This is a genomic window from Spiroplasma endosymbiont of Tiphia femorata, assembly GCF_964020225.1.
Classification (GTDB): domain Bacteria; phylum Bacillota_I; class Bacilli_A; order Mycoplasmatales; family VBWQ01; genus Spiroplasma_E.
Genome location: NZ_OZ026544.1, coordinates 986221 through 1012164 on the forward strand (window position 1 = coordinate 986221; position 25944 = coordinate 1012164).

Genomic DNA, 25944 nt, shown 5'->3' on the forward strand with positions numbered 1-25944 from the left:
AGTTTTTTTAAATATACAAATTTTTTATTTATTATAATTTGGTGCTTCTTTTGTTAGTTCAACATCATGAGGATGTGTTTCTCTTAAACCAGCACTTGAAATTTTTACAAATTTAGAATCTTGGATTAAAGATAAAATATTTTTAGCACCAACATAACCCATACCACTTCTAATACCACCAACTAATTGAAAAACAACATCTTGTACTTTTCCTTTAAAAGGAACGCGTGCTTCAATTCCTTCTGGCACTAATTTTTTAATTCCTTTTTGAAAATAACGATCACTACTACCACGTTTCATGGCAACTAATGAACCCATACCAACATAATTTTTATATTTTTTACCATTGACAATAATTTCCTCACCTGGTGATTCTTCTGTTCCAGCTAAAATGCTACCTAACATTACACAATTGCTACCAGCAGCAATTGCTTTTACAATATCACCAGAATATTTAATACCACCATCAGCAATGACAGTTACGTTTTTATTTTTTGCTCAATTATAAACATCATTAATAGCAGTAATTTGTGGCACACCAACTCCTGCTATTATTCTAGTAGTACAAATGCTACCAGGACCAACACCAACTTTAATACAATTTGCGCCAGCTTCATAAAGTGCTTGTGCTCCAGCTGCAGTACAAATATTTCCAGCAATAATATCTAATTTTGGATAAGTTTTACGAATTATTTTAACTGTTTTTAAAATCCCTAAACTATGACCATGTGCTGAATCAACAACTAATACATCAACTTTTGCTTTAACTAATGCCTCAACTCTTGCTAAAGTGTCTTCACCAACACCAACAGCAGCACCAACTCTTAATCGTCCTTGATCATCTTTACAAGCATTTGGATAATCAATAGCTTTATCAATATCTTTTGTTGTAATTAAACCAATCAATTTATTATTTGAACCAACAATTGGTAGTTTTTCAATTTTATTTTTTAACATAACTTGTTTTGCTTGTTCGATTGTTGTTGTTTTATCACAAACAATTAAATTTTTGGTAGTCATAATATTTTTAACTAATGCATTATCATTATCAAGATATTTTAAATCACGATTAGTAACAATTCCAATTAGTTGATTTTCTTCATTTACAACAGGCAATCCAGAAATTCGATAAGTACTCATAATTGATTTTGCTTCACTAATTAAAGTTTGAACACCAATAGTAATTGGATCAGTAATAAAACCTGACTCATTTCTTTTCACTTTTTGTACTTCTAAAGCTTGTTCAGCAATTGATAAATTTTTATGAATAATGCCAATACCACCAACTCTTGCCATGGCAATTGCTAGATCAGATTCAGTAACTGTATCCATAGCAGCAGATAAAATTGGAATATTTAATTCAATTTTATTTGTTAATTTAGTTTTTAAAGAAACTTGATTTGGTAAAACTTCTGAATATCCTGGAACTAATAATACATCATCAAAAGTAATTCCTTCACATATTATTTTTTGATTTAAATCTTTATTCATAGTTTACTCCCATTCTATAGTACCTGGTGGCTTTGATGTAATATCATAAACTACTCTATTAACACCATCTACTTTATTAATAATCTCATTTGCAACTTCATCTAGAAATTCTCATGGTAAATGTGAACTTGTTGCTGTCATAAAGTCAATTGTATTAACACTTCTTAAACTAACAACATAATCATAAGTGCGATTATCACCCATTACGCCCACAGTTTTAACTGGTAGCAAAGTGGCAAATGCTTGTGATACTTGATTATATATATTTTTTTCTTTCAATTTGGTAATAAAAATATGATCAACTTCTTGTAAAATTAAACATTTTTCTTTTGTTACTTCTTCTATAACTCTAACTCCTAAGCCAGGACCAGGGAAAGGATGACGATTAATTAATGTTTCAGGTAATCCAAGTTTTAAACCAATTTCTCTTACTTCATCTTTAAATAAGGTTTTTAATGGTTCTAACAATTTAAATTGTAAATCATCAGGTAAACCACCAACATTATGATGAGTTTTAATTGTTTTTGAACTTGCATGTTTACTTGAAGATTCAATAATATCCGGATAAATTGTTCCTTGTGCTAAAAAATCAGCCGTTTTAAATTTTCTTGCTGCTGTTGTAAATACATCAATAAATTATTTACCAATAATTTTTCTTTTTTCTTCAGCATTTTTAACACCTTTTAAAGCAGTAAAAAAATGTTTACTTGCATCAATCATTTCAAGATTAAGTTTAAAATTTTGTTTATAAATTTCCATGACATCAATTGCTTCATTTTTTCTCAATAAACCTGTATCAACAAAAATGCAAGTTAACTGTTTACCAATTGCCTTAGAAATAATGGCAGCGGCAACTGAAGAATCAACTCCACCACTTAAACCTAAAATAACTTGTTTATCTTGGACTTTATTTTTAATTTCTGAAATTTGATTACTAATAAAATCATCTAAACTTCAATCTTTTGTACAATTTGCTATTGTAAATAAAAAATTTTCGATTATTCGCTTACCAAATTCTGAATGGGTAACTTCAGCATGAAATTGGATACCATAAATTGGTTTAGTCAAATGTGCAATTGCTGAAATTGAAGAATCAGAATGAGCTATTTGTATAAAATCTTTTGGAATTTTTGTTACATGATCAGCATGACTCATTCATACTTTTGATTGATTAGCAACTTTTTTAAATAATTTATTATTTGGTTGATCAAGATATAAAATTGATTTTCCAAATTCTTGTTCATCTGCCAATTCTACTTTCCCTTTAAAATGATTTGTTAATAATTGCATGCCATAACAAACTCCTAAAATGGCAACTGGTAAATTAAAAATCGCTTGATCAATTTTATAAGCATTTTGTAAATAAACACTTGATGGTCCACCAGATAAAATAATTGCTTTTAAGTTGGGATATGTTTTTATTTTTTGATAACTAATATTAAAAGATAAAACTTCAGTATAAACATTTGCTTCTCTTACTCTTCTTGCTAATAATTGTGTATATTGACTTCCAAAATCTAAAATCAATACTTGTGTATTTATCATTTTTTTTCCTCCAAATATAATAGTAATTAAATCATTTTTTAACAAAAAATAAAATAGATTACAGTAATAATTATTTTATGATAGATTTTAATTTCTTTAAAATATAATTAAAAATATTGATATTAATGATAAGAGCATATGAAAAAGAGTAATCATTTATTAATGATTACTCTTAAAAGTTAAAATATAATTTAAAGAAATTAAGTTGTAACTGATCTGGCTTCATTTTCATGAATTTTAATTCGTTCTAATTCTGTTTCGGGTTCATTAAGTAAATATTTTATTGCTTCTTCTTCAGTCATTGGTATGAATTCTTGATCTAATTGATTTTGATAATCTAAATTTGATGCTAAACGCATTTTTAATTTTGGTTGATAATAAATAAAATATCAAATAACAGCAATTACAATAAACATTCAAAACATTAAGAATTCAATAATAACAGCTATTAATACTTCCCCTCTTTTATTAATCATGTCATTAATCATACCATAGTTAAAAACAACAAACTGACTAAGTAAAAATAAACCACAAGCAACAAAAACAATTCATTCTCAAATTTTAATTTTAATTTGTTTACGATAACCCATAACACACGTGGAAGCTAACACAAAAATATATACAGCAATAGTAATGTTAGTAGAAAATCCTAGTACTGTATTAAAATCAAAAGGTGCACCAATTAAATCTGGGATTATTAACATAATAATACAAGCAATAATAGTAATAATTAAATTAGCTGTACTAGCACGCATTGCAATATTTTCTTTATTTAATTTGGCTAATTTTTCGGTAATATATCCTTCTTTGGCTAATGGTTGAATCATACCACCAGAATATAAAGAATTTTGCATAGCACCATTTAATTTCAATGATAAAGTAGAAATAACTAGTACAATCATACCAGTAATACCAGCAATTCCTGATATAACATTATTTGGATTATATTCATTAGTAGCTCCAGATCAACCATTTTGGCCATTTGTACCGTCAATAGTAATGGCACCAAATACTAATACTGATACAGCTAAATAAAAAATAGTTGATAATAATAAAACTATTAAAATACCTTTACCAAAGTTTTTGGTTGGATTTTTAACATTTTTTCCAACAACAATAAAAGTTTCAAAACCAATAAAGAAATAGAAGAAGCCACTAAATGCATTATTAATTTTTGGTAAAGTTAAATTAATGTTTTTTGTTCCTTCAGCCGCTTGTGAAAATGCTAAACCTTTATTAGTTACTACCAAAATAATAGCACAAACAATTAAAAACAAAGCAGAACCTCATTTAATAATACCAGAAATATTAACAAATCAACGAAATCCCTTCATTCCAAAATACATGCAACTAGCAACAGCAGCATAAATAAAAATACCAATACTATCAATCATTAAACTCGATCATCGTTCAGGAACTCAATTAAAAATTGATAATTGATCTAAATTCACTCGAAACATAGAAATAATAGTTACAATAATTGTTGAAGGTAAAGTAATATATTGAATAAAACCAATTATTCATCCTCAAAAACGACCAAAAACTCCACGAACATAAACATAAGCACCACCATTAGTGTCATGATAAACACGACTACATTTAGTAAAAGCAAGTGCAGTTCCCGCAGCAATTAAAGCACATAATAAAATAACTCATAGCATATGTAAACCAACGCCACCATTATTTCAATAATAAATGCCAATTAATGCCATTGGAAATGCAATACCACAAGTATAGTTAAAACCAATTCATATTAATTCATTAAGACTAATTTTTTCATTATTAGCACGAGATGATTTTGCTCAAAATTTTAATTTTTTTAAATTAAACATTCAATTAGTAATTCCTTTCAAAAAATAAATTATTTTTAATTATAACTTAAAAAAAATATTTTTTATCATAAAAATATTTTTATTTTTTAATTATCAAAATTTTATGATATTAGAACAAAAGTAGTTTTAAAGTGATTAGCAAATTGAACAATAAAATATAACAAATTATAATAATATAATTTGTTATATAAATAATTACTAATTATTTTAGGTTTAATTTTCCCTAAATAATGAGTAAAAAAACTTAATTTCTTTTTATTTAAATTTTGATATTTTTTATAATAATTATCAAAAAAACATTAAACTTTACGAACTGGACTTTTTACTCAATAAGTTCAATTACCAGTAAAAACATTTGAAAAATCACCTTCATTTAAATATTTTAATCCGTGATTATTTGTTCCTCAAACTTCATCTATCTTACCATTACTATCACGATTTAGTGATCATATTCTAATGTTTGCTAATTTATTTGTTTGTGCTCAATTATATAAATCTTTAGCATCTTCTAAAGTAAAATAGTTATTATTTACATCATTAATACCAATCATTGGTGTAATACCTAGTTTTTGATAAACATCAGTAAGTAATAAATTAGACTTTGGAAAATATTGTTTTATTAATTCAAAATATTGGTTAGCAGTACTTTTAATTGCTTGTTTAGCAATATCAAAAAAAGTTAAACCTTTATCAATTACTTCTTGTCCAACAATTTCACCATAATCCATAGCCATAATGTTAATTGTAAATAAATCTTCAACTTTTAAATCTGCTTTTTGATATATTTCTAAAGCTATTTTAATAACATTCTCAATATCTCTACCAACTAGCCCCGTTGGCATTACTGGTAATGTAACACTAAAGTTTCAATTTTGATTATTTCTTTTCATTTTTGTTAATGTAGTAAATAAAACCTTCATTCCATTAATATGATCACTATCAAAGTTTATACCTTCAATATCTAAGTCTAAATTTAACGGCATATCTTTAGTTTCAAAACCTGCAAATTTAGTAATTCGTTCTTGATACTCAATCAAAGCTGGTTGTAACATTGCTACTGCTTTATTAATATCTTTATTAGATAGCCCATATGCAACATCTCATGGATTATATCCAACCGCTGAAGCAGCTCCACCATATGCAACAACAATATTATTAAAGCCATCATTCTTTACTAAAGGTTTAAGCACTTCTGGTTTTAATTTATTTTCTACTCAATAATCATATCCAGCGCCCAAAGACTGTCCAGCAATAGTTAATTCTAACTTATCTTTAATTGCAATTGCTTGCTGAACAAAAGACAAAGTAATAGATTTTAAATCTTTTATTTTATTAAAAACTTTTTTACCATCATGTAATATAATTTCTTTACCATTAATTAAGTCTCTAGGAGTTGTTCCTATTCATAATCCTCCATCATAATAAGGTTGGAATAAATAGTTAGCATGTTGTTTAACTTTATTAGTAACTGATTGACCATCACGATTGGGGTTAACTTCAATTTAATTACGAATTAAACCTTTTCACGCTTCTAAATTTATTTTTATCATAATTACTTTTTTCCTTTCATTAAAATAATAAGATTTATTAAAATATTAATTTTTCTAAAGTTATTTCAAAATAAAAAATAATTGGCAATTTAGCACCAATTTTAAAATGTTATTAGGAAAATTAAATTAAAATAAATCTTAATTCTAATTTTATACTTGAAAAAATTAATATGTAATAAAAAATTTCTTATAAAAAAATATTTTTTTATAAGAAATTTTTTAACAATACTTAAAAATGTCCAAAAAATAGACATTTTTAATAAAAATAAATTTATACAAATTTTTTAATAGCAATATGATTAGAACTAATAATTCTAATACCACCATGATTTTTATGAAAAGCAACTTGAATTTTATCACCAATTAATTTAGTAATAATACCTTTTCCAAAAATTTCATGAATAATTATATCTCCAACATTTCAATTATTAGTTATTTCAACCTTATCTTTATTATCAGCTTTATAGTAATTAAATTTAGAATGATTACGATTTTGATAAGTTGCTGCCATTTCTTGGTGTTCGTTATTAATGATTTTTAAATATTTAAGATCTAAATCTTTTAAGAAACGAGATGGTTGTTTCATACGATCCAAGATATATGAATATCCACTGGCACTAGATAAAAATAATCATTTTTTTGCCCTAGTAATTGAAACATAAAAAAGTCGTCGTTCTTCTTCAATTTTATCTAAGTTTTCTATACTAAATTTACCTATTCCAGGTAAAATACCTTCATTAATGCCAACTATAAAAACAACATCAAATTCTAGACCTTTAGCACTGTGAATTGTCATTAAGTTAACGGCTTTATTAGTACTATTTTCATCTAAATCAGTATATAAACTTACTTCTTGTAAAAATGACGTTAATAATTCTTCGCCTTGTAATTCATTATTACTACTATCATATTCAAGCAATTGTTCTAATAATTGTTGAACATTTTCAATTCTTTCTTTTTCAAGATTATCTTCTAGTTTTTTTAAATAATTAGTTTTATTTAATAAATTTTCAACCATGTTATGTAAAGAGGTAACATCTTTGATATTAGTTTGCATCTCATTAATTAAATTAATTAAAGGTTGTAAATGTTGACGATAATTTTTTGGTAATCCATACTGAAATTTAAATAAGTATTCATTTAAAGTTAGTAATTGTTCATTAGCAAGTAATAATAAGTTATCAATAGTTTTTGGTCCAATTTTAGGTGTTGCATTTAAAATTCTAATCATTGATATATTATCATTTCAAACAATAATTTTTAAATATGCCAAAATGTCTTTAATCTCTTTACGTTCAAAAAATTTATAACCACCAAAAATTTTATAATTTATATTATTATTAATCAAAGCTTGTTCTAAATCTTTTGATAAATAATTATTACGATAAAGAATAGCAATTTTATTCAAATCTAAATGATATTTTAAATGAATTTTTTTAACAGTTGTTGCAACTCAATGTGCTTCTTGATCACTACTACTAGCATGATACATAACAATATCATTACCAAGATCATTTTTAGTAAACAGTTCTTTTTCAATACGTTGAACATTATTTTTAATTAAACTATTAGCTGTATTTAAAATCTTAGTTGTTGAACGATAATTTTGATTTAAAATAAATGTTTGTGTATTAGGAAATTGTTTAGTAAAATTCAATATTAAATTAATATTTGTTCCTCTTCAACTATAAATAGTTTGATCAGGATCACCAACTACAGTAATATTTTTATGATTTTTAGCAAGTGATAATAAAATATTATATTGAATATCATTAGTGTCTTGAAATTCATCAACTAAAATAAAATCAAATTTCTTTTCTCATTTTGTTAAAATATGTGGAAATTCTTTAAATAGACGTTCAACTAATAATAATAAATCATCAAAATCTAAACATGAATTAATAAATTGATATTTTTTATACGATTCAAAAACTTTGATACGTAAAATTCACTCATCTTGATTTTGATAATCAGCTAATAATTGATCTTGAGAAAGATAATTATTTTTTCAGTTAGAAATATTAGAACTTAATAATCTTAACTCCTGCAATTCAGCTTTATGTGAAAATTCTTTTTGAAAAATATCTTTTAATATTTTTCGTTGATCTTCTTGATCAATAATATTAAAATTATTATTAATATTTAAATGATGAATATCTCTTCTTAATATTTTGGCACATAATGCATGATAAGTAACAATATTAACATTAATGTTAGTATCATTTAAAAGTTGCATTATTCGTTCTTTCATTTCACGTGCTGCTTTATTAGTAAAAGTTAATGCCAATATTTTTTCACTAGCAATTTTAATTACATTAATTAAGTAAGCAATCTTATATGTTATAACCCGCGTCTTTCCAACTCCAGCCCCCGCAATAATACGACATGGGCCATCAACATTAATAATTGCTTGTAGTTGTTGTTCATTTAGATTTTCTAAAAGTTTTGTTTTATACATGTTATTTATCCTTAAGTTAGTAAGAGTATATACTATTAAAGACTATTTATATTTTCTAATTCGTCATCATTAATATTTCCTGGTTGAGAATAAACTAAATGAATATGTGGATCATTAACGTTAGTTGATATCTTCCTTTTATTAGTTGCAAGTGGTTTCTTGTTAATGACAAAAGTTTTATGATAACGATCAAAGAATAGCTGATGATATTTATCAATTTTAGTGACGATCATAATCCCACAATACCAAGCAAAATCAAAACTAACTACAGAACGAATAAGAATATTTAATCAAGAATTTAAAGTACTATTGCTATTAATAGTAGCAATGTTTTCATTAAAAGTCAATTTCATAAAAAGAATTATTGAAGTGGTTAATAATAGAGGAATAAAAACTAAAAATAGTTCACGATAAAAAAAATGTTTTAACTTTAAATCTTGATTTTTTTCATTTACTAATCTTATTTGAAAAATTAATTTTCCCAAAGTTTGACCCTTACATTTTCATGGGATAATAACAAAATATATAATGACAACAATTATATTAATAATAAAAATAATTATTAATTGTCATGATTCTTGATTACCTTTATTATCTAAATAATGGATTGCTAATCCAATTATTAATGGGATTAAACTAACAAAAATCACGTCAAAAATACGTGCAATAATACGTTTTCATGTTTTAGCTATTATATATGTTTCGGTTGTATCTAATTTTTTAATATTCATTTTTTTACTCTCAATATTTTGAATCATCTCTAATATTATTATCTTTAAAATATTTCTTAAAATAAGTACTTAGATCAGGAGCATAAGTGGTAAATTTATCATTTGGATTAATAGTATTAAAATAAGAATTTTTTTTAAAATTTTTAAATTTAAATTCAATAATTTCTTTGACACGATTATATGTTTTTTCAATTAATGCAGGTTTTTTAGAAATACTAATAAATCTTAAAAGAGTATATAGATAGTATCTAACAAAAGCATATTCCAACTCTTCATATAAAACTTTTTTAATTTTATAATTATTATAATAGTTTAAAATATGTATTCATTGATGCATTAGTTCAAAAATATTATCATTTTCCAATGTGTTATTTTTAGACGTTAATAATGTTTCATTAATTGCATAATATGTTTTACAATGTGCTAAAAATGAGTATAAAAATAAACTATCAAATTGGATTTCTTTACGAAATTGTAAATTATATTCATTAATAATACTAACTTTCATGATTTTTGTTGTTAAAACTGGTGTTGTTAAAGCAAAGACTATTTTTCCTTGTGTTGTATTTAAATTATATATTTTATTAACTTCAGTTCTAATTGTTGAATGAAAAACATTATTTATATCAAATTCATAACGAACACAATATTCAATACAATCTAAATCCTTATTATTATCTAAAATTTTATTAACTGTTTCAACAAAATTAACGCTAAGAATTTCAGTTGGATTTAAAATAACTACATATTGTCCGGAAATATATTTAAGGCCAAGATTACGACTAATGGCAATACCTGATACTTGATAATTAGTAATCATTTTTAAATTTTGTGGATATAATTTAAAATATTTACTAAATATCTCCAAATTTTCATTGTTAATGCCATCATCAACAACAACAACTTCAAAATTAGTTTTTTTATTTACAAAAATCTTTGCTAAAAAAGAATCTAAGTGCTCGGATTCAAATGAAGTTGTATATAAAATAAAACTTAGTAGCATAATAAATATTTCCTCTCTTTTATAAATAATTATAACACTTCTTTACCAATTTTAAGTGAAGGTTTATCAACATTTATTTTTTATTTTTTTGATTACTATTTTTAAGTTTATTTTTAGATACTAAAGTAGATTTTTCTATATTATCTGTTTCTTTAATAACTTTAACAGTCATATTTTTATGATCAAAAATAGTTTTTAAATTACCTTCAATAATAACAGTTTCAGTATTATTAGGTTTAATAACGTTTCGTTTTGCGGGCTTGCTAACTTTTTTCTTTTTTTGTCCTTTTAATATTTCTGCTCTTAATAAAGCACGTGTTTTTCTAATTTCAAATTTTTCAAATTTAAAAAGAAATGATTTAATAAACTTTTTATACGAATTAACAAAATATCGAAGTCTTTTCTTGCTTCGAGCATGATTATCATATTTTAATAAAATACAAACATAGTTTAATTCATTTCTTGCTTCTGATTCAATTAATGAATTAAAAAAACTGTGATAATTATGACTTAAGTTATATGGTTGACCAGATATTGGGCTTTTATAAGGAGTAAAACCTAGATTACCAGTAGTTTTATAATACTTAAAATCAGCAACTCGTGTTGTCATTTGTCCCTTAGGATGCTCTGGTGATTTAATTTCTGATATTTTAAAAATATTATTTGTATCAAATTCTAAAAAATAGCAATATACCTTATGAACAAAGTTACCTGCAGTTTTAAAAGCAATATATAAATCTACTTTTGCTTCATAATTTAAATTATCAAAAATACTAACGTATGGTTGATAAAAATCATATTTTTTATCAATAATTTCTCATCCTTGTTTTTTAATAGTAAGTTCAATCTCATCAGCACAAATATTTGGATTTAAAATAATTTTCTTCATTTTCTACTCCTAACTCTAATATTTTCTAAGTCTATTTTATCAAATTATATATAAAGTGTGGTCTAAGAAAATTTTTCACTTTGATTAATAATTAAAGTACTTTTATTTTTACTATTAAACAACTAACAATACATCATAAAATTATCTTTAAACTATATGAATATATCATATATTTCTGCACATATTAAAGTTATTCTTTTTTAAAAACTTTTAGCAAAAATTATATTAAACTTTATTTATTACTTTTTCTAAAATAATATAGAAATGATGAATATATTATTAATAAATAAATAAAATACTAGAAAACTATATATTAATTAAAAAAGAATACTAACATTAATATTAGTATTCTTTTTTAATTAATAATTTTTCTTCATCTATAACTTATTTCTTTTATTTTTTTGCAAAAAAATAAAAGAAATAATAAAAATATCTAATTTACTTAATCTGAAAAATAAACACCATTACTACTTCCAATATATATTTTTTTAGTTGCACAATTGAATATTAATTTTTTAATACTAATATTAACTTTAAATTGAAGTTTATCAAAGGTTGATGATCCATAACTTTTTCAAAGATTACCAGTATTATCACCAACATATATACAGTTATCATTATTAATGACAATAGATGTTAAACAATTTGATAATGGATGTAATTGAAATCTAAAAAAAGAATTCTTATTATTATCTTTTTTTCAAACTTGCCCTGACATCTCAGTAGCATAAACATTACCTAAATTATCAAATGTTAAATCAGTAATTTTACTACCAGTAGTAAGAAGTTCCACAAATTTTTGATCACCACTAATAGTTTTATAAATTTAACCATCAGTAGTAGCAGCGTAAATACATTTATCATTGTTATTATCTTTAATTATTGCAGAAATTTTTCCTTTAGTTCCAGGAATAGTTTGCAATCATTCTTGTCCAAATGATTGATAATATGCTTTAACATCATTATCTGTACCCATATAAAGATATTCTTCACCATCATTAGAAGTATAGACTATCATTGATAATAAGTTAAAATCAAATTTTTCAAGTAGTTTAAAATTATTACTATCATTATTTTTTATATAAATTTTTGTTTCATTTTTTGTTTCTTTTATAGCTACATAAACATTACCATTATTAGAAGTTGCTATTGCTTGAATAATACCTTCACTTTTAAATATTGGTTTAATATCTTTATTATTTTCACTAATATAATAAATAATACCTTCATCATTAGCAGCATAAACATTGCCTTTTTGATCACTAGTTATTGATTGAATTACACCACTAGTTCCTTCCAATTTTGAAAATGTTTCATGGTTATTAACCAAACAATTTTTAATTAATTTGTTATTAGAAACATGAGTATTAATTGAAAGCATAGTCCCTGAACTAGCAAAAAATGTTATAGTAAACATTGTTAATAATTTTTTAAAATGCATAAGTTTTTTCCTCTTTTACTTTTTTATTATTTTTTTTAAATATTTATGTTTTTTATTTTATAAATTAATATCTACAAAAGATATATCTTTTGTAGATATTAATTTAAGTTTATAATTGAAAAAAATAATATACAACATTCTTTTAAATACTCTATTTTTATTAGAAAGTATTAATAAAAAGGACACCTAAAAATATAATGTTTAGTTCTCATCAGTAGTAGTTTTATTTTTTAATGATGAAGAATCATTAACAACTAATTTATTTTTTTTATTTCCAACTTCATTTTTTGCATCTTTATGATCATGTCATCAATTAAGTAACAACGATAATGGTACTAAAATAATAATAAATATTAATAAACAACCAATACTTCATAAAATAGTCATTGGATTAGGATTAATAAGAATTTCTCTTAATCCTTTTATTGCATAACTAAATGGTAAAAAATTATACATTACTTGAAAAAACTTGGGTTCTAATTCAACAGGAAAAGTACCACTTGATGAAGAAAGTTGTAGTATTAAAAGAATAACAATTAAAAATCTACCCAAATCATGATTACGAAACATGTGAGCAATTGATTGAACAACCAAATCAAAAATAATTGCTATTAATCACATGTATAAAAACATTTGTCAAAATCGTTGTCATAAATCAATATTATTAAATAATAGTAATAATGAAGTTACTAAAATTGTTGACTGAATTAAACCAAAAATAATCATTCATGCTGATTTAGCTAAATAGTTTGATCAAAATTTAGTTTTTGGAATATCTTTATTTCTAATAAAAGTAAAAGTTAATAATAAAGTACCTACTCACATTCCAATACACATGAAATATGGACCCAAACCAAATCCATAAGGAGATTTATCTTGACCTTCAATATTAATATTAAAATTAATAAAGTTAATAGGTGCCAATAAAGTATGATTCATTCAATAATCATGTTCTAAAACTTTAATATGTTTAATCTCTTCGTTTCTTGTTACACACTATCAATATTATCATTAAATTGTTCAGCATGAGGACCTAAACCAGGAACAGCAATTGAAAGAATACCATAAATTTCTTTTAAAATTGGTTGTAAATGGTGATAACCTGAATCAGAAGCATCTTTATCTCAATAATCAAATACTTGATCACTAATAACAACAGGTAAAAACTTACTAAAAATATTATCTTTTAATGCATTTAAAGCAAAATCATTAATTTCACCTAAAATCGGACTAACTTTATATGAAGCTTGTAAACTAATTTTTGGTCTAATAGTAATTTGATTAATAAGATTCCAAATTCTTTCTGGAGTTTTAATATTATCAATAACTACTTTAAAAGCTTGTTTAAAAAAATCATTAAAATCCTTAGTAAAACAACTATCAATAATAATTTCAGTTAAAAAAGTTTTGTCATTTTGATGTTGATAATAACTTTTTCAATCATCATAATAATAAACAGTAAATGTTTTTTTCTCATTGTTAATTTGTAAATCATTAATTTTAAATTCATAAGCACCACTACTATTAGGATTTTCATTATCCAAATTTAAATTATGTCGATTAATAACACGATTAATTCCTACTGCAGAACTATCGTTATTAACTAAAGCAATTGGTAAACGATTAATATTTCCCAATGGATTAAAAAAAGCTCATAAAGCAATAAAAGCATATAAAAATGGAATAAAACATAGTGCAATACTTTTAATAATTGTTCTTTTATTTTTATAAATGTGTTTAGTCCCCACTGCTTTAAAAACCATTTTAAATTCTTGAATAGCAATTTTAAATTTATTTAAAATTTTTAACACTTTGTTACTCCTTAATAGATTATCTTTAATAAATTTAGTTATAATAATATTATAAATACATTTGATAAAAAGGGAGAAAAAAATATTATGTTGCAATTAACAATTAAAGGTAAACCCGTTCATATTAAAAATGAAATAATCAAAGTTGGAGATACTTTATCATTTTCTGCAGTTAATAAAACAATGGATAATATGAATTTAGAACAATTCACTAATAAATTTAAAATTATTTCTAGTGTACCAAGCATTGATACTAAAACTTGTGCTTTACAAACTATACACTTTAATAAAGAGGCTACTAAATTAAAAGATTTAGTTATCATTACTATTTCCAAAGATTTACCATTTGCTCAAAGTCGCTTTTGTGAAAAACTAAAAATGAATAATAATTTTCATATTTGAAGTGATTATCGTAATAATGAAAATAATTTTAGTAATACTACTAATTTATTAATTGATGAAATCCAATTATTAGCACGTACTATTATCATTGTTGATAAAAATAACAAAGTTATATATTTACAAATTGTTAAAGAAGTAACATTAGAACCAAACTATGATGAAGTTCTAAAATTTATTAAAACTTTAACATAAAAAAAATTAGGTAATATTTTTAAAATAAGTATTACCTAACTTTTTTTTATTTATCAGTAGACTTTTAAAAAACTATTTATTTTAAAAATCAACTACGACTTTTTGAAGTCTTATTTTGTTTTTCAGATTTTTCTTTTTCTACTTTTTCTTTATTAGCTTTTTCTATATCTTCGCGTGTTAATCTTTTTTCCATATTTGCAACTCTTCGTTTAGCTGATTTATTAAGTTCTTTTTCTACTTTTTCTTTTTCTACTTTATTCATAACTTTATTTCCTTTTTAGATTATAAAGATATTTGTCTCATCTTTCTACTTGGTGACTTTTCTCTAACATCTTCTTTCACAAGATTATCACTTTTTTTATTATTTTTCAAAATTTCTTCTATTTCATTGGTAAAAGCAACAACTTCTTTCTCAAAAATTCTTAAATCGTGTTCATCAGATTGAGGTTTTTGATTTTCTTTTTCAATTACACTTGCCACAAAAGTAATCATTTCTAATTTATTTTGTATTGCTCCATTTTGCTCTGCACTTAAATCTTTTTTTGCTGCTTCTACTTGTTCTTGTAATTCATCTTTTCTTTTATAAATATTTTCCAAATTTTGCTGTTTTAATTCTCTTTTATTTTCTTCAAATCTTTGACTTAATTCATTTTGCATATCCATAAAATTTTTATTTTTATTATTATTTCAAATTTGTTGAAAACTATTCAAAATTCTTTGTTGTTTTGCTTCTGGAGGTAAGCTTAAAAATAATTCTTCTTGTTGTTCTCTTTTTAATAATAATCTTTGTTCTTGTAGTTTATTTTCTAGATTTATTTCACTTTTTGATTTTCAATTAGGCAAAAAGAATTTTTTTATTTTTTCTTTATACTTTTCTCATCCTGTAACAACTCCACCAACAATAACTCCAGAAATTAAAGCACATATTGACAGTGCATAAAAAGTTGCTACAACAGGAGCTACTAATGGAGTAACCACTAAACTACTTAAAATACCAATACCAGCCCAAGCAACTACAAATATTGTTATTTTTAATACTTGTCATAAAACTTTTCTTACTTTTTTATTTTTTATATCTACTTGTTCTTCTTTTTGTTTCTCATTAAGGTTATTAATGAAATCAAAAAATGGTATTCTAATAATAGTTGTATCCTTATTTTCTTCTAATTTAATAAAACTTTCATCATTTTTTACTTCATTAGAAAATTGTTCATAACTTAAATGTCTAATTTGTTTAATTACTTGATCTGCTTCAAGATAAATTAGTTGTTGTCAAATTTCTTTTTTTTTCATCATCATGAATTTCTAATAATAAAACTGGTTTATTATTAATTTCTATTATTTCATCATAAACAAAATACTCTTTACCTCCCTCTACTATAGAAGTTTCAAATTGAAAATATTTTAGTTCATTATCTTCACCTGATTGATTTTCAAACATAAACGTTTCACCATTATGTCAATTTTCATTATTTTTCTTGAATTTATTAGTGAACTCACTTTCTGCAGTTTTGAATTGTTCTGCAAGAATTGTTTTTATTGGTAAAGCCATTTTGGTATCTCCTTTTAATTAAAAAACCCATTTACTTTAAAATAAAGCAATGGGTAAAAAACTTATATGTTTAATATTTACATTTTATCAAATATTATATAATTTACAATATTTTATTTAAATTAATATTTATTTAATTTATGAAAAATATCTATTGTCAGTAAGTATATTAACATAGTAACTAAGCTTTTAATTATTTTAATTTATGGATATTTTTTGAATTTATAAATGTTATTTAATTTTTCTGAATAACCTTTAATTTCAATATATTTATTTTTAAAATAAAAAAAATAATAAATTTAAAATTGTATTAAAACTATATAAAATTACAATTTTATTACATGAGTTTTTATCTAAAATTAAATAATGAAATTTAAATTTTCGGATTTCTTGATTTATGTTTGTTTATTTGTTTTTCTTCTTCAATTTTTTTTAATGTCTCTTCTTGTTTTTTAGCTTTTGCAAGTAATAAATCAAGTTTTCTACTTTCTTGTTCTACATCATGTAATAATTTTGCTGCTTTTTCTTTTTCATTCATAATATTTTTTCTCCCTTTCTTTTAAATATTTATTTTTAAAAATATCCAAAATACAGTATAAAATTTTTCATAAAAATTAAAAGATAAAATAAATATTTTTAAATAAAATTATGATTTATTAACTCAAAAGTAAGGATGTTATTTTTTTTAATTGTTGTGCTTAAAAATTGAAAATATGTTATACTAACATCATAATAAACTAAATTATTAAAGACCATTAGGTTCGAGTTATTCTTTTTTATTAAATAAGTGGAACCTAATTATTTTTAAATAAAAAAGGATGTGAAAATTATGTCAGCACAACAACAGCAACAACCAAGTAAAGAAATTTTTGATAAATTACAAGGTGAAAAAGATAAAAAAGAAAAAGCAACTTCTTCTGGTGGTGGTAGTAGAAATTGAATTGTAAAATTTGCAAAAGATGTCGCTTATATTTCTTTTTTTCCATACATATGATTAAAAAAACTTTTAGTTTCACTATTTAATAATCGAACTAAAAAGCCTAAACTAAATCAATCAGTTAATATTATTAAAAATAAAGATAATGTTAATCAAAAAAATAATGTTTCTACAAATAGTAATGGACAAGTTAGTTTTAAAGAAGTAGATGCACTAGATCCAGAAAATGAATCAATAGCAGAAGCACTAAAATTAAATGGTAATACTACTAATCCATTCCAAAATGTTGCACATAGTTGTAATCGTGAAGAAATTCCAGTAGTTTCAACAACAACTTCTGGAAAAAAATTAACTACTTAAATTATTTAAAATATTTATTAGTTCGTTCTAAATCAATAATATTATCAACATCCCAATGACAATCAAATGATAAAACATAAGGTTTTAATTCAAAATTATGTTTAATACTATTACTAATTAAATATTTACCAACCATTGTTGTTTGCAATACAAGTTCTTGTTGTGGATTTATTAAATCTTCACCAAGAACTTTTGCTCATTTTTTAGTAATATAACTTCATTCTCCCGCCAAGAAACTATCCTTTTTTTTACTTTTAATAATATCAATAATATTACCATTCTTGTTTAATTTATAACTTCAATCTTCTTTGATATTATCATGATCACGCTTAATAGCGGCCATCATATTAGTTGAAAAATTATTTAAAAAAATATTTTTTGTACTAATCATATCACCAGAAATAATAAAAATATCATCTTGACCATTAAAATATGATGATACTAATGTCAAAGCATAACCACTATTATAATCAAGGAAATGTTGATTATTTATTAAGATTAATTTTGAATATTTATGAGTAAGAAAATTAAATTCATCTTTTAAATGACCAGTAATGACAATAATTTTTTTTAAATCATGTATTTCAATTAAATGATTAATTATATGTTCAATTAAAGTTAAACCTTTAAATTTAATTAACGATTTATGAACATTATTTGAGACAGGTTGTAATCTACTGCCAATTCCTGCTGCAAAAATAATAGCAACTTTCATTATTCCTCCTTTACTTAACAACAAAATTAACAATCTTATTTGGTATACAAATTGTCTTAATAATTGTTTTATCTTGCAATCAATGTTTTACTTTTTCTTCAATATTAACTGCTTTTAAAAGTTCTTGATTATTTAAATTTTCTTTTACTACTAAAGTTATTTTTGTTTTACCATTAATCTGAATAGCAATAGTAACTTCACTAGTAATCAAAAATTTTTCATCATAACTTGGAAACTGACTTTTATTAATACTTTCTTTATTACCAAATTGAAATCATAATTCTTCAGCAATATGTGGAGCAAATGGATTTAATAATTTTAAAAAATTAACTAAATATTGTTGATAAATAGTTGGTGCTTTATAACAAGCATTGATAAAAATCATAAGTTGTGCAATAGCAGTATTAAAATTTAAATCATTAATATCATTAGTTACTTTTTTTACAGTTTGATGATAAATTGTATCTAATGATTTATCATTCTTAGTAGTAATTTTTATTTTATACTCATCTTTATTAACAAGACGATAAATACGCATTAAAAACTTATAACAACCAACTAAACCACTATTTAATCACGGTAAAGATGCTGTTAATGGCCCCATAAACATTTCATATATTCGCAAAGTATCAGCACCATATTCATTAATAATATCATCTGGATTAACAACATTACCGCGTGATTTAGACATTTTTTCATTATTTTCACCAAGAATCATACCCTGATTTACCAATTTTAAAAATGGCTCTTTAACATTAACTAACTTTAAATCATATAGCACTAAATGTCAGAAACGAGCATACAATAAATGTAAAACAGCATGTTCTTGACCACCAATATATAAATCAACCGGTAATCAATAGTTAAAACGTTTTTGCGCAATAGCACTATTAAAATCACAATAAGTACCATCATCATTTTTTAAAATATATGCTAAATAATATCAACAACTACCTGCTCATTGTGGCATTGTATTAATTTCTCTTTTTCCTTTTACACCATCTTTTCTAGTTACATGTAATCAGGAATTTGGTGCATTAGTTAAAGGTGCATTCCCCGAATTAGATGGCTTAATATTAGTCATTTTTGGTAATAATACTGGTAATTGTTGTTCATCTACTGTTGAGATTGTACCATCTTCTCAATAAATTATCGGAAAAGGTTCACCTCAATAACGTTGACGAGAAAAAAGTCAATCTCGTAACTTATATGCAGTATGTACTTTTCCTTGTTTTAAAGTTAGTAATTTTTTAACAATTAAATTAGTAGCTGTTTCTAAATCCTTACCATTAATAAAATCAGAGTTAATATATTCACTAGTACCCAAAAATGGTTCATTTTTATTATTAGTTTTCATAATAAAATTGATTGGTAACTTTTTATTTTTAGCAAAAATAAAATCACGACTATCATGTGCAGGAACACCCATAATGGCTCCTGTCCCATAATGATTTAAAACATAATCACCAACTCAAATTGGTAATTTACTTTTAGTAAAAGGATGAATAGCATAACTTCCAGTAAAAACACCAGATTTTAAAGTATCATCTCCTTGACGCATTAAATCTGTTTTAGTTTTAGCAGCTAAACAGTATTGAGTAACTGCTTGCGAATATTCACTAGTTGTTAAATCATGAATTAATGGATGTTCAGGGGCAAGTACTAAAAATGAAACACCAAAAATAGTATCAACCCTTGAAGTAAAAATAGAAACCTTACATTTATTATTTTCAACTATAAAATCAACTAGTGTTCCAACACTTTTACCAATTCAATTACGTTGTAATTCCTTAACACTATTTGGTCAGTCTAAATCATCTAATCCTTTTAATAATTTTTCAGCATACTTAGTAATTTTTAAAACCCACTGACGCATTGGTTTTTTAATAACTGGGAAATTACCACGTTCAGAAACCATATGACCATTAATGTTAATTATTTCTTCATTAGCTAAAACAGTTCCTAACTGTTCACAAAAATTAACTTCAACATCTTTAATTTCAGCTAACCCTTGTTCATAAAGTTTAATGAAAATTCATTGTGTTCACTTATAATATTGAGGATCTGTAGTATTAACTTCTTTATTATAATCAAAACTTAGACCAATACTTTGTAATTGTTTACGAAAATTATTAATGTTTTGTTTAGTAAATGTCTCTGGATTATTACCTGTATTTAATGCATATTGTTCAGCTGGTAAACCAAAAGCATCTCAACCAATTGGATGCAAAACATTAAAACCATTCATTATTTTAACTCGTGAAATAACATCAGTAGCACAATAACCTTTAGGATGGCCAACATGTAAACCTGATCCTGAAGGATAAGGGAACATATCAAGAATATATGATTTTGGTTTTTTATTATCATCAATGTTTGTTTTAAAAGTTTCATTTTTTAATCAATACTGCTGTCATTTTTTTTCTATTTGTTGGTGATTATAACTCATGTTTTTCTCCTTTAATATGTTCAGGTAAAGTAATCATAAAACCATAATATCATAATCATTTAACAAGTTGCAATGTTTACTTATTGATTAAATTATATTTTAAATATTTTGTTAATTATCAATCAATGTTATTAAACTATTTACTAATATTTATTTTCTACAAAAATGAAATAGTTTTTATTGTATTTCAAATAAAATATACTATATAATTATCGTTAGGGACGGTAACAAAAACGGAGGATATAATTACTTTTTAAACATTTCTTTTAAATTATAGACAAGAAATAATTGTAATTATATGCAATTGTAAGTAAATATTACTACTAAATTAAATTAATTTCAATTAAAATACAAATATTAAAAAATCAATAAGAAAATTTAATATAAATACACAACAAAAATTCTTATTAACTTTTAATTAATAAGTTTTTAATATTTTAATAAAAATAAAAATTTTGATTATGTTTTAGAATTGACAAGATTACACTTAAAAATAACCATTTTAATATAAATATCTATGCTATATGTTCTATTACCAAGCATTTCTTTTAAAATATATCAAATATTACTTTCAGCAAAAGTACCAATATTTCATTTTGCACCTTGATTTTCAATTCCTTGTTTATTATTTTTAAAATATTGTTTTTTTAATTTTTTATGATTTTTTAATATTTCATTCATATACTTTATTAATTCATCATATTGACCATTTTCAATAAAGTTTCTACAAGTATTATATTCTTCAAAATATTTTCCTTTGTTTCCAGCAATAATTCCTACATACAACTTTTTAACTAAATGGAATTTATCTAAAACAAATTGTGCATCTAAATAATTAGCAACATCTTTAATTCATTCTGCACTATCACCACAAATAATGATTTTTGCTTGGTCAAAATTTTCAAAAAATCTATTTCCTTGTTCTAAAATAAATTCAGCAGTTTTTTGAACTCCAATTTTAGTTTTTGTTGGTCTTATTATTACATCTACTCTTTTATTAACTAATTTATGATTAACATTATCTGTACAAAATAACACTAAACGCATTGAATATTTACCAGAATTTCGTTTAAATTTTCAAAACTTTCGATGTCCATCATCAATACTAATATAAATAAATTGATTTGGTTCTAATTTTATTTTAGGAACATCTAATTTACTAACTTGATATTCTTGAAATAATCTACTAATACTTGTTGTGCTAAATTTTGTTTGTTTCATAGTATGTAAAATGTCAATATACCTTTTTCCATCTGCAAAATGTTCAATAACATTATTTTTGATATCCTGACAAGTCCTTTTGTATTTAGGTAATTGCAATTTTTCATCTAATAAACAAATAGGAACTCATTTTTTTAATTGTTCATCATAATATTTATAATCACGACATTTATAAGTAACAAGACCATTGATAGTATTTCTAGTTCTTGTTTTAATTTTAACGGGGATATATTTTCTATCTCTTTCTTTTAAGATTCTTCAATCTGTTTTTTCTCATTGATTTTTTACATCATCTCTAAATGATTGATACATTCTTTTTGTTGCTTCTTTTAAAGTTCATAAATAATTAAAACTCATATTTTTTCTCCTAACTTTTTTTAAATTTTAAATTTATTGTAAATATATTTAAAAAATTAATTTACTTTTTTATTATAAACATATATAAGTGTAATTTAAAATTAAATCAAAACTTTTTAAAAAACGACTTTCATATTTAAAATATAATAAACAATTTCAATATAATTAATAAGTATAGGTATCATAAAATAAACGCCTTTAATTTAGGCGTTATTTTGCATTTAAAAGCATACTTGTAAAAATAATGAAAAATAGTACAATTTAGAAATAAAATTAAGAAAAAAGGAGTAATTAAACATGAATGAACAAAATTCTGAATTACATTATGCTAAAAATATAGCAAAACAAAGAAAAACACAAAGGAATATATTTATTGGTATATCTACATTTATGACTGTATTATTTATTATTTCAGCAACAGCATTAGGTCTTGCTTGTAAAGACGGAAGACAAAAATTAAGTTTTTATTTAAAACCCGACCATACAGCAGTCTGGGGGGGCAACTATATGAGAACATCGTTATGACCATAATATAATTTCATTATATTTTGCAAATAAAAAAGGTGATAAAACAGATATCAAATGAGATGGTACTTATCCTAATGGATATTTTAATAATTAAATTTCAATATTAATATAAGATAATGTTTCATCATTTGAATTAAATAATTGAATATTATTAATATTTATGGTTTTACTTTCTGTTTCTAGCAGAATATCATAATTACCAATACCAAAAATTCCGGAAATTTCTAGTTTATGTAAATTAGAAATTTCTTTTTCTATATTGAATTTAATTTCATTACTAAAATAATCTTTTTGCACGAAATTAAATCAATCTCAACTTGAAAAATATTGTTTTTGACTATTAAATAATTTTAATAACTCTAAAACGTTATTAATTATACTTTTAACCATATATTTACCATATTCACCATTATTTAAACTAATATCTTGTGGTAATAATGAAGGTATGTTATTACTTTCTAGATTATTAGTTAATGATAATCAATTAAATTGGTTATTACTTAGTTTAAATCATTCATTTTGACTAATATTCTTATTTTTAACTTTAATATTATTAGGGTCAGTAAAATCAAAATACTCAGATTTTAAAACAACATAAACATTATCAAAACTTCATCTATCATGACTTGATTTTCTTGTTGGTTTTGATTTTAATTCAAAGTAATAAGGTAATAATAATTTATAGTCATCATCTAAACCTTTATTAATTGATAAATAAGAAAGTATACAATTTGATAACATCATAATTACTTGTTTAAAAATTTTTACTTTTGAATTATTAATAAAATTAGGATTGTCTAATTTTCATTGTTCAAATAAATTATTAATTACATCATGTGGTTTTTGATTTTCAAACTCATTTCTTAATTTTGTAATATCAGGTGTTTCTTTAACATCTGGATTTGCATCATATTTTGGGTCATAACCTTTAAAATTTGCTTGATAATTATAAGTATAACCTAACATATCCATTAATAATTTTCCCAATGTTGTAGTTGGTTTAATTTTATCGTAAGTTAAAACTACACTATCAATTTCATTGATTTTTCAATGTGTTTGTGCAGTTGCTTGTCCTTCTGCAACTTTAATAGTTCACTTTTTATTTTCTAATAATCTAGGACAGTTAGGACCACATGAAGTATCAGTATCTGCTGAAATATAACTACTTTCATCATTTTTTGAAAAAATAAAATTCATTTCTTTTTGAATATTAGTTTGTTGGTTTTTTTCATTAGTAACGATTGTTTCAACATTTTTTAATTCAATTTTTTTAACGTGTTTAAATTCTTGTGATGGTGGATTAGGTATAATTTCACCAATATCTAAATATTCTAAAATAGAATTTTGATTAATGAAATTTTTAGCAATATTTCACTCTAAAATTTGGTCACTAAATCATTGTTGTAAAATATTAACTTTTGGTTGAGTTTGAATTGGTAAAGCATATAATGGAAATAATTGGTTATCATCAGCAATTAATAAATTTGGTGATACTTTTAATCCATCAATTTCACCATTTACTTTTATATTGCCAAATAACATTGTTTTAAGAAATTTTAAAGTTATACTTTTAACCTTGGTATCTTTGTCTAATGGTTTTTGTAATTTAATAATAATTGGATAACCATCTCTTGTTTTAAAATCTTTAATTTTAATAATAGTAATACTTTTAGTACTTCTTGTTTTTGGATTTTGATAAGGTTGTGAATAGTTATTAATGATATATAAATTATCAATATTATTTTCAGTTAATGGTTCATTAATAGATACTGCATATAACTTAAATTGATTTAATAAATTTATTTCTTGAAATATTAAATTTTTAATATCAGTCATACTATATTCAATTGTATTATCATTAATATTAGTACTTGCTCTTTGATTTAATTGCATAGTAAAGTCTGATGTTTCAGCAGCAGTAGTTTTTAATACTTTATCAATATCAATAAAACCTATTTTAATAGTATTTGCTGAAAATCTTAAACTATTATTTTCATTATTTTTAAATAAACGCTCAATTTCATAAATATAAATTGTTCTTTTTTTAAATTCATCGTATGCTCTATTAATATCTGGGTCACTAGTAGCACCCATCATATTAGTAAAATCATATGGAATATTATCAATTAAATAATCATTTTCTACTTCTGCTTGATTAAGTTTAGTTTGCTTCTGTTTCTGTGGAAACTTCGTTTGTGGTTTGTTGTTGTTTTCCATTGTTATCTCCTATTAATTGGTTATTTTCGGGATTAAATAATTTTAATTTAACTGTTAAATTATTAATTTCTTGTTCATCATTAATATTAAATGTTTTACTATTTAATAAATCTTTATCAATTTTCACTAATATTTGAATAAATTTAAGAATATCAATATTAAATTGTCATAATTTTTGTTCAATATAATTAATAGTTGAAATATTAACTGCTGTACTTTCGGGAACTGATTGTTGTGCAGATTTCTTTTGACTTGGTATATGA

The 25944-nt window shown here is 23.3% G+C and carries 23 protein-coding genes and 1 pseudogene; 3 read left to right on the forward strand and 21 right to left on the reverse strand.

Features of this window, described 5'->3' with window-relative positions; genetic code table 4:
• Positions 1-24 precede the first annotated feature (24 nt).
• From guaB to AACK83_RS06265, 12 genes and pseudogenes are all read right to left on the reverse strand, one after another.
• Entirely contained in the window at positions 25-1491 is a 1467-nt protein-coding gene (guaB, locus tag AACK83_RS06205; protein WP_338956943.1) for an IMP dehydrogenase, read from the reverse strand.
• A gap of 3 nt (positions 1492-1494) precedes the next feature.
• Positions 1495-3036 (reverse strand): annotated as a pseudogene (gene guaA, locus AACK83_RS10625) (glutamine-hydrolyzing GMP synthase).
• Between the two features lie 200 nt (positions 3037-3236).
• Complete coding sequence (locus AACK83_RS06220) at positions 3237-4868, reverse strand: APC family permease (protein ID WP_338956949.1); 1632 nt, start codon at positions 4866-4868, stop codon at positions 3237-3239.
• A gap of 299 nt (positions 4869-5167) precedes the next feature.
• Positions 5168-6172, reverse strand: a complete 1005-nt coding sequence (locus AACK83_RS06225) for a hypothetical protein (RefSeq protein ID WP_338956951.1) — start codon at positions 6170-6172, stop codon at positions 5168-5170.
• A 517-nt stretch (positions 6173-6689) separates the two neighbouring features.
• Positions 6690-8876 carry an ATP-dependent helicase gene (locus AACK83_RS06230; RefSeq protein WP_338956952.1) on the reverse strand — a complete coding sequence of 729 codons (2187 nt, stop codon included), beginning with the start codon at positions 8874-8876 and terminating at the stop codon, positions 6690-6692.
• Positions 8877-8911: 35 nt separating this feature from the next.
• Entirely contained in the window at positions 8912-9607 is a 696-nt protein-coding gene (locus AACK83_RS06235; RefSeq protein WP_252320210.1) for an RDD family protein, read from the reverse strand.
• Positions 9608-9611: 4 nt separating this feature from the next.
• Positions 9612-10610, reverse strand: coding sequence for a glycosyltransferase family 2 protein (locus AACK83_RS06240; protein ID WP_338956955.1), 999 nt, complete (start codon positions 10608-10610; stop codon positions 9612-9614).
• A gap of 73 nt (positions 10611-10683) precedes the next feature.
• On the reverse strand, positions 10684-11499 hold the full coding sequence (locus tag AACK83_RS06245; protein ID WP_252320214.1) for a hypothetical protein: 816 nt from the start codon (positions 11497-11499) through the stop codon (positions 10684-10686).
• Between the two features lie 442 nt (positions 11500-11941).
• A complete protein-coding gene (locus AACK83_RS06250) occupies positions 11942-12292 on the reverse strand; it encodes a hypothetical protein (protein ID WP_338956959.1) in 351 nt (116 codons plus the stop codon).
• A 33-nt stretch (positions 12293-12325) separates the two neighbouring features.
• Positions 12326-12940 carry a hypothetical protein gene (locus AACK83_RS06255; RefSeq protein WP_338956961.1) on the reverse strand — a complete coding sequence of 205 codons (615 nt, stop codon included), beginning with the start codon at positions 12938-12940 and terminating at the stop codon, positions 12326-12328.
• A 201-nt stretch (positions 12941-13141) separates the two neighbouring features.
• Complete coding sequence (locus AACK83_RS06260) at positions 13142-13879, reverse strand: YhgE/Pip family protein (protein ID WP_338956964.1); 738 nt, start codon at positions 13877-13879, stop codon at positions 13142-13144.
• Between the two features lie 50 nt (positions 13880-13929).
• Positions 13930-14751 (reverse strand): hypothetical protein, encoded by an 822-nt coding sequence (locus AACK83_RS06265; protein ID WP_338956966.1) that lies wholly within the window; start codon positions 14749-14751, stop codon positions 13930-13932.
• Between the two features lie 87 nt (positions 14752-14838).
• On the opposite strand from AACK83_RS06265, the gene tpx reads away from it, so the two are divergent.
• Positions 14839-15345, forward strand: coding sequence for a thiol peroxidase (gene tpx / locus AACK83_RS06270; RefSeq protein WP_252320221.1), 507 nt, complete (start codon positions 14839-14841; stop codon positions 15343-15345).
• Positions 15346-15421: 76 nt separating this feature from the next.
• Here tpx and AACK83_RS06275 read toward each other — a convergent pair whose 3' ends face one another.
• From AACK83_RS06275 to AACK83_RS06290, 4 genes are all read right to left on the reverse strand, one after another.
• Positions 15422-15607: a hypothetical protein gene (locus AACK83_RS06275; protein WP_338956969.1), complete on the reverse strand. Its 186-nt coding sequence runs from the start codon at positions 15605-15607 to the stop codon at positions 15422-15424.
• 20 nt (positions 15608-15627) lie between these two features.
• A complete protein-coding gene (locus AACK83_RS06280; protein WP_338956971.1) occupies positions 15628-16638 on the reverse strand; it encodes a DUF1360 domain-containing protein in 1011 nt (336 codons plus the stop codon).
• Positions 16580-16897, reverse strand: coding sequence for a hypothetical protein (locus AACK83_RS06285; protein ID WP_338956973.1), 318 nt, complete (start codon positions 16895-16897; stop codon positions 16580-16582). Before AACK83_RS06285 ends, AACK83_RS06280 begins: the two co-directional genes overlap by 59 nt.
• Before the next feature lie 373 nt (positions 16898-17270).
• On the reverse strand, positions 17271-17435 hold the full coding sequence (locus AACK83_RS06290; protein WP_174481083.1) for a hypothetical protein: 165 nt from the start codon (positions 17433-17435) through the stop codon (positions 17271-17273).
• A 291-nt stretch (positions 17436-17726) separates the two neighbouring features.
• On the opposite strand from AACK83_RS06290, the gene AACK83_RS06295 reads away from it, so the two are divergent.
• On the forward strand, positions 17727-18194 hold the full coding sequence (locus tag AACK83_RS06295; protein ID WP_338956975.1) for a hypothetical protein: 468 nt from the start codon (positions 17727-17729) through the stop codon (positions 18192-18194).
• 1 nt (position 18195) lies between these two features.
• Here AACK83_RS06295 and AACK83_RS06300 read toward each other — a convergent pair whose 3' ends face one another.
• The 3 genes from AACK83_RS06300 to AACK83_RS06310 form a co-directional block, all read right to left on the reverse strand.
• Positions 18196-18909, reverse strand: a complete 714-nt coding sequence (locus tag AACK83_RS06300) for a sugar phosphate nucleotidyltransferase (RefSeq protein WP_338956976.1) — start codon at positions 18907-18909, stop codon at positions 18196-18198.
• A gap of 10 nt (positions 18910-18919) precedes the next feature.
• Entirely contained in the window at positions 18920-21358 is a 2439-nt protein-coding gene (gene leuS, locus AACK83_RS06305) for a leucine--tRNA ligase (protein ID WP_338956978.1), read from the reverse strand.
• 459 nt (positions 21359-21817) lie between these two features.
• Positions 21818-22936 (reverse strand): Mbov_0401 family ICE element transposase-like protein, encoded by a 1119-nt coding sequence (locus AACK83_RS06310; protein WP_338956980.1) that lies wholly within the window; start codon positions 22934-22936, stop codon positions 21818-21820.
• Between the two features lie 297 nt (positions 22937-23233).
• Between AACK83_RS06310 and AACK83_RS06315 the strand changes: the two genes are divergently transcribed.
• Positions 23234-23467, forward strand: a complete 234-nt coding sequence (locus tag AACK83_RS06315; protein WP_338956981.1) for a hypothetical protein — start codon at positions 23234-23236, stop codon at positions 23465-23467.
• 87 nt (positions 23468-23554) lie between these two features.
• Here AACK83_RS06315 and AACK83_RS06320 read toward each other — a convergent pair whose 3' ends face one another.
• Positions 23555-25681 (reverse strand): hypothetical protein, encoded by a 2127-nt coding sequence (locus tag AACK83_RS06320; protein ID WP_338956984.1) that lies wholly within the window; start codon positions 25679-25681, stop codon positions 23555-23557.
• A complete protein-coding gene (locus tag AACK83_RS06325) occupies positions 25626-25808 on the reverse strand; it encodes a hypothetical protein (protein ID WP_338956986.1) in 183 nt (60 codons plus the stop codon). The genes AACK83_RS06320 and AACK83_RS06325 overlap by 56 nt, the downstream gene beginning before the upstream one ends.
• Positions 25809-25944: the final 136 nt, after the last annotated feature.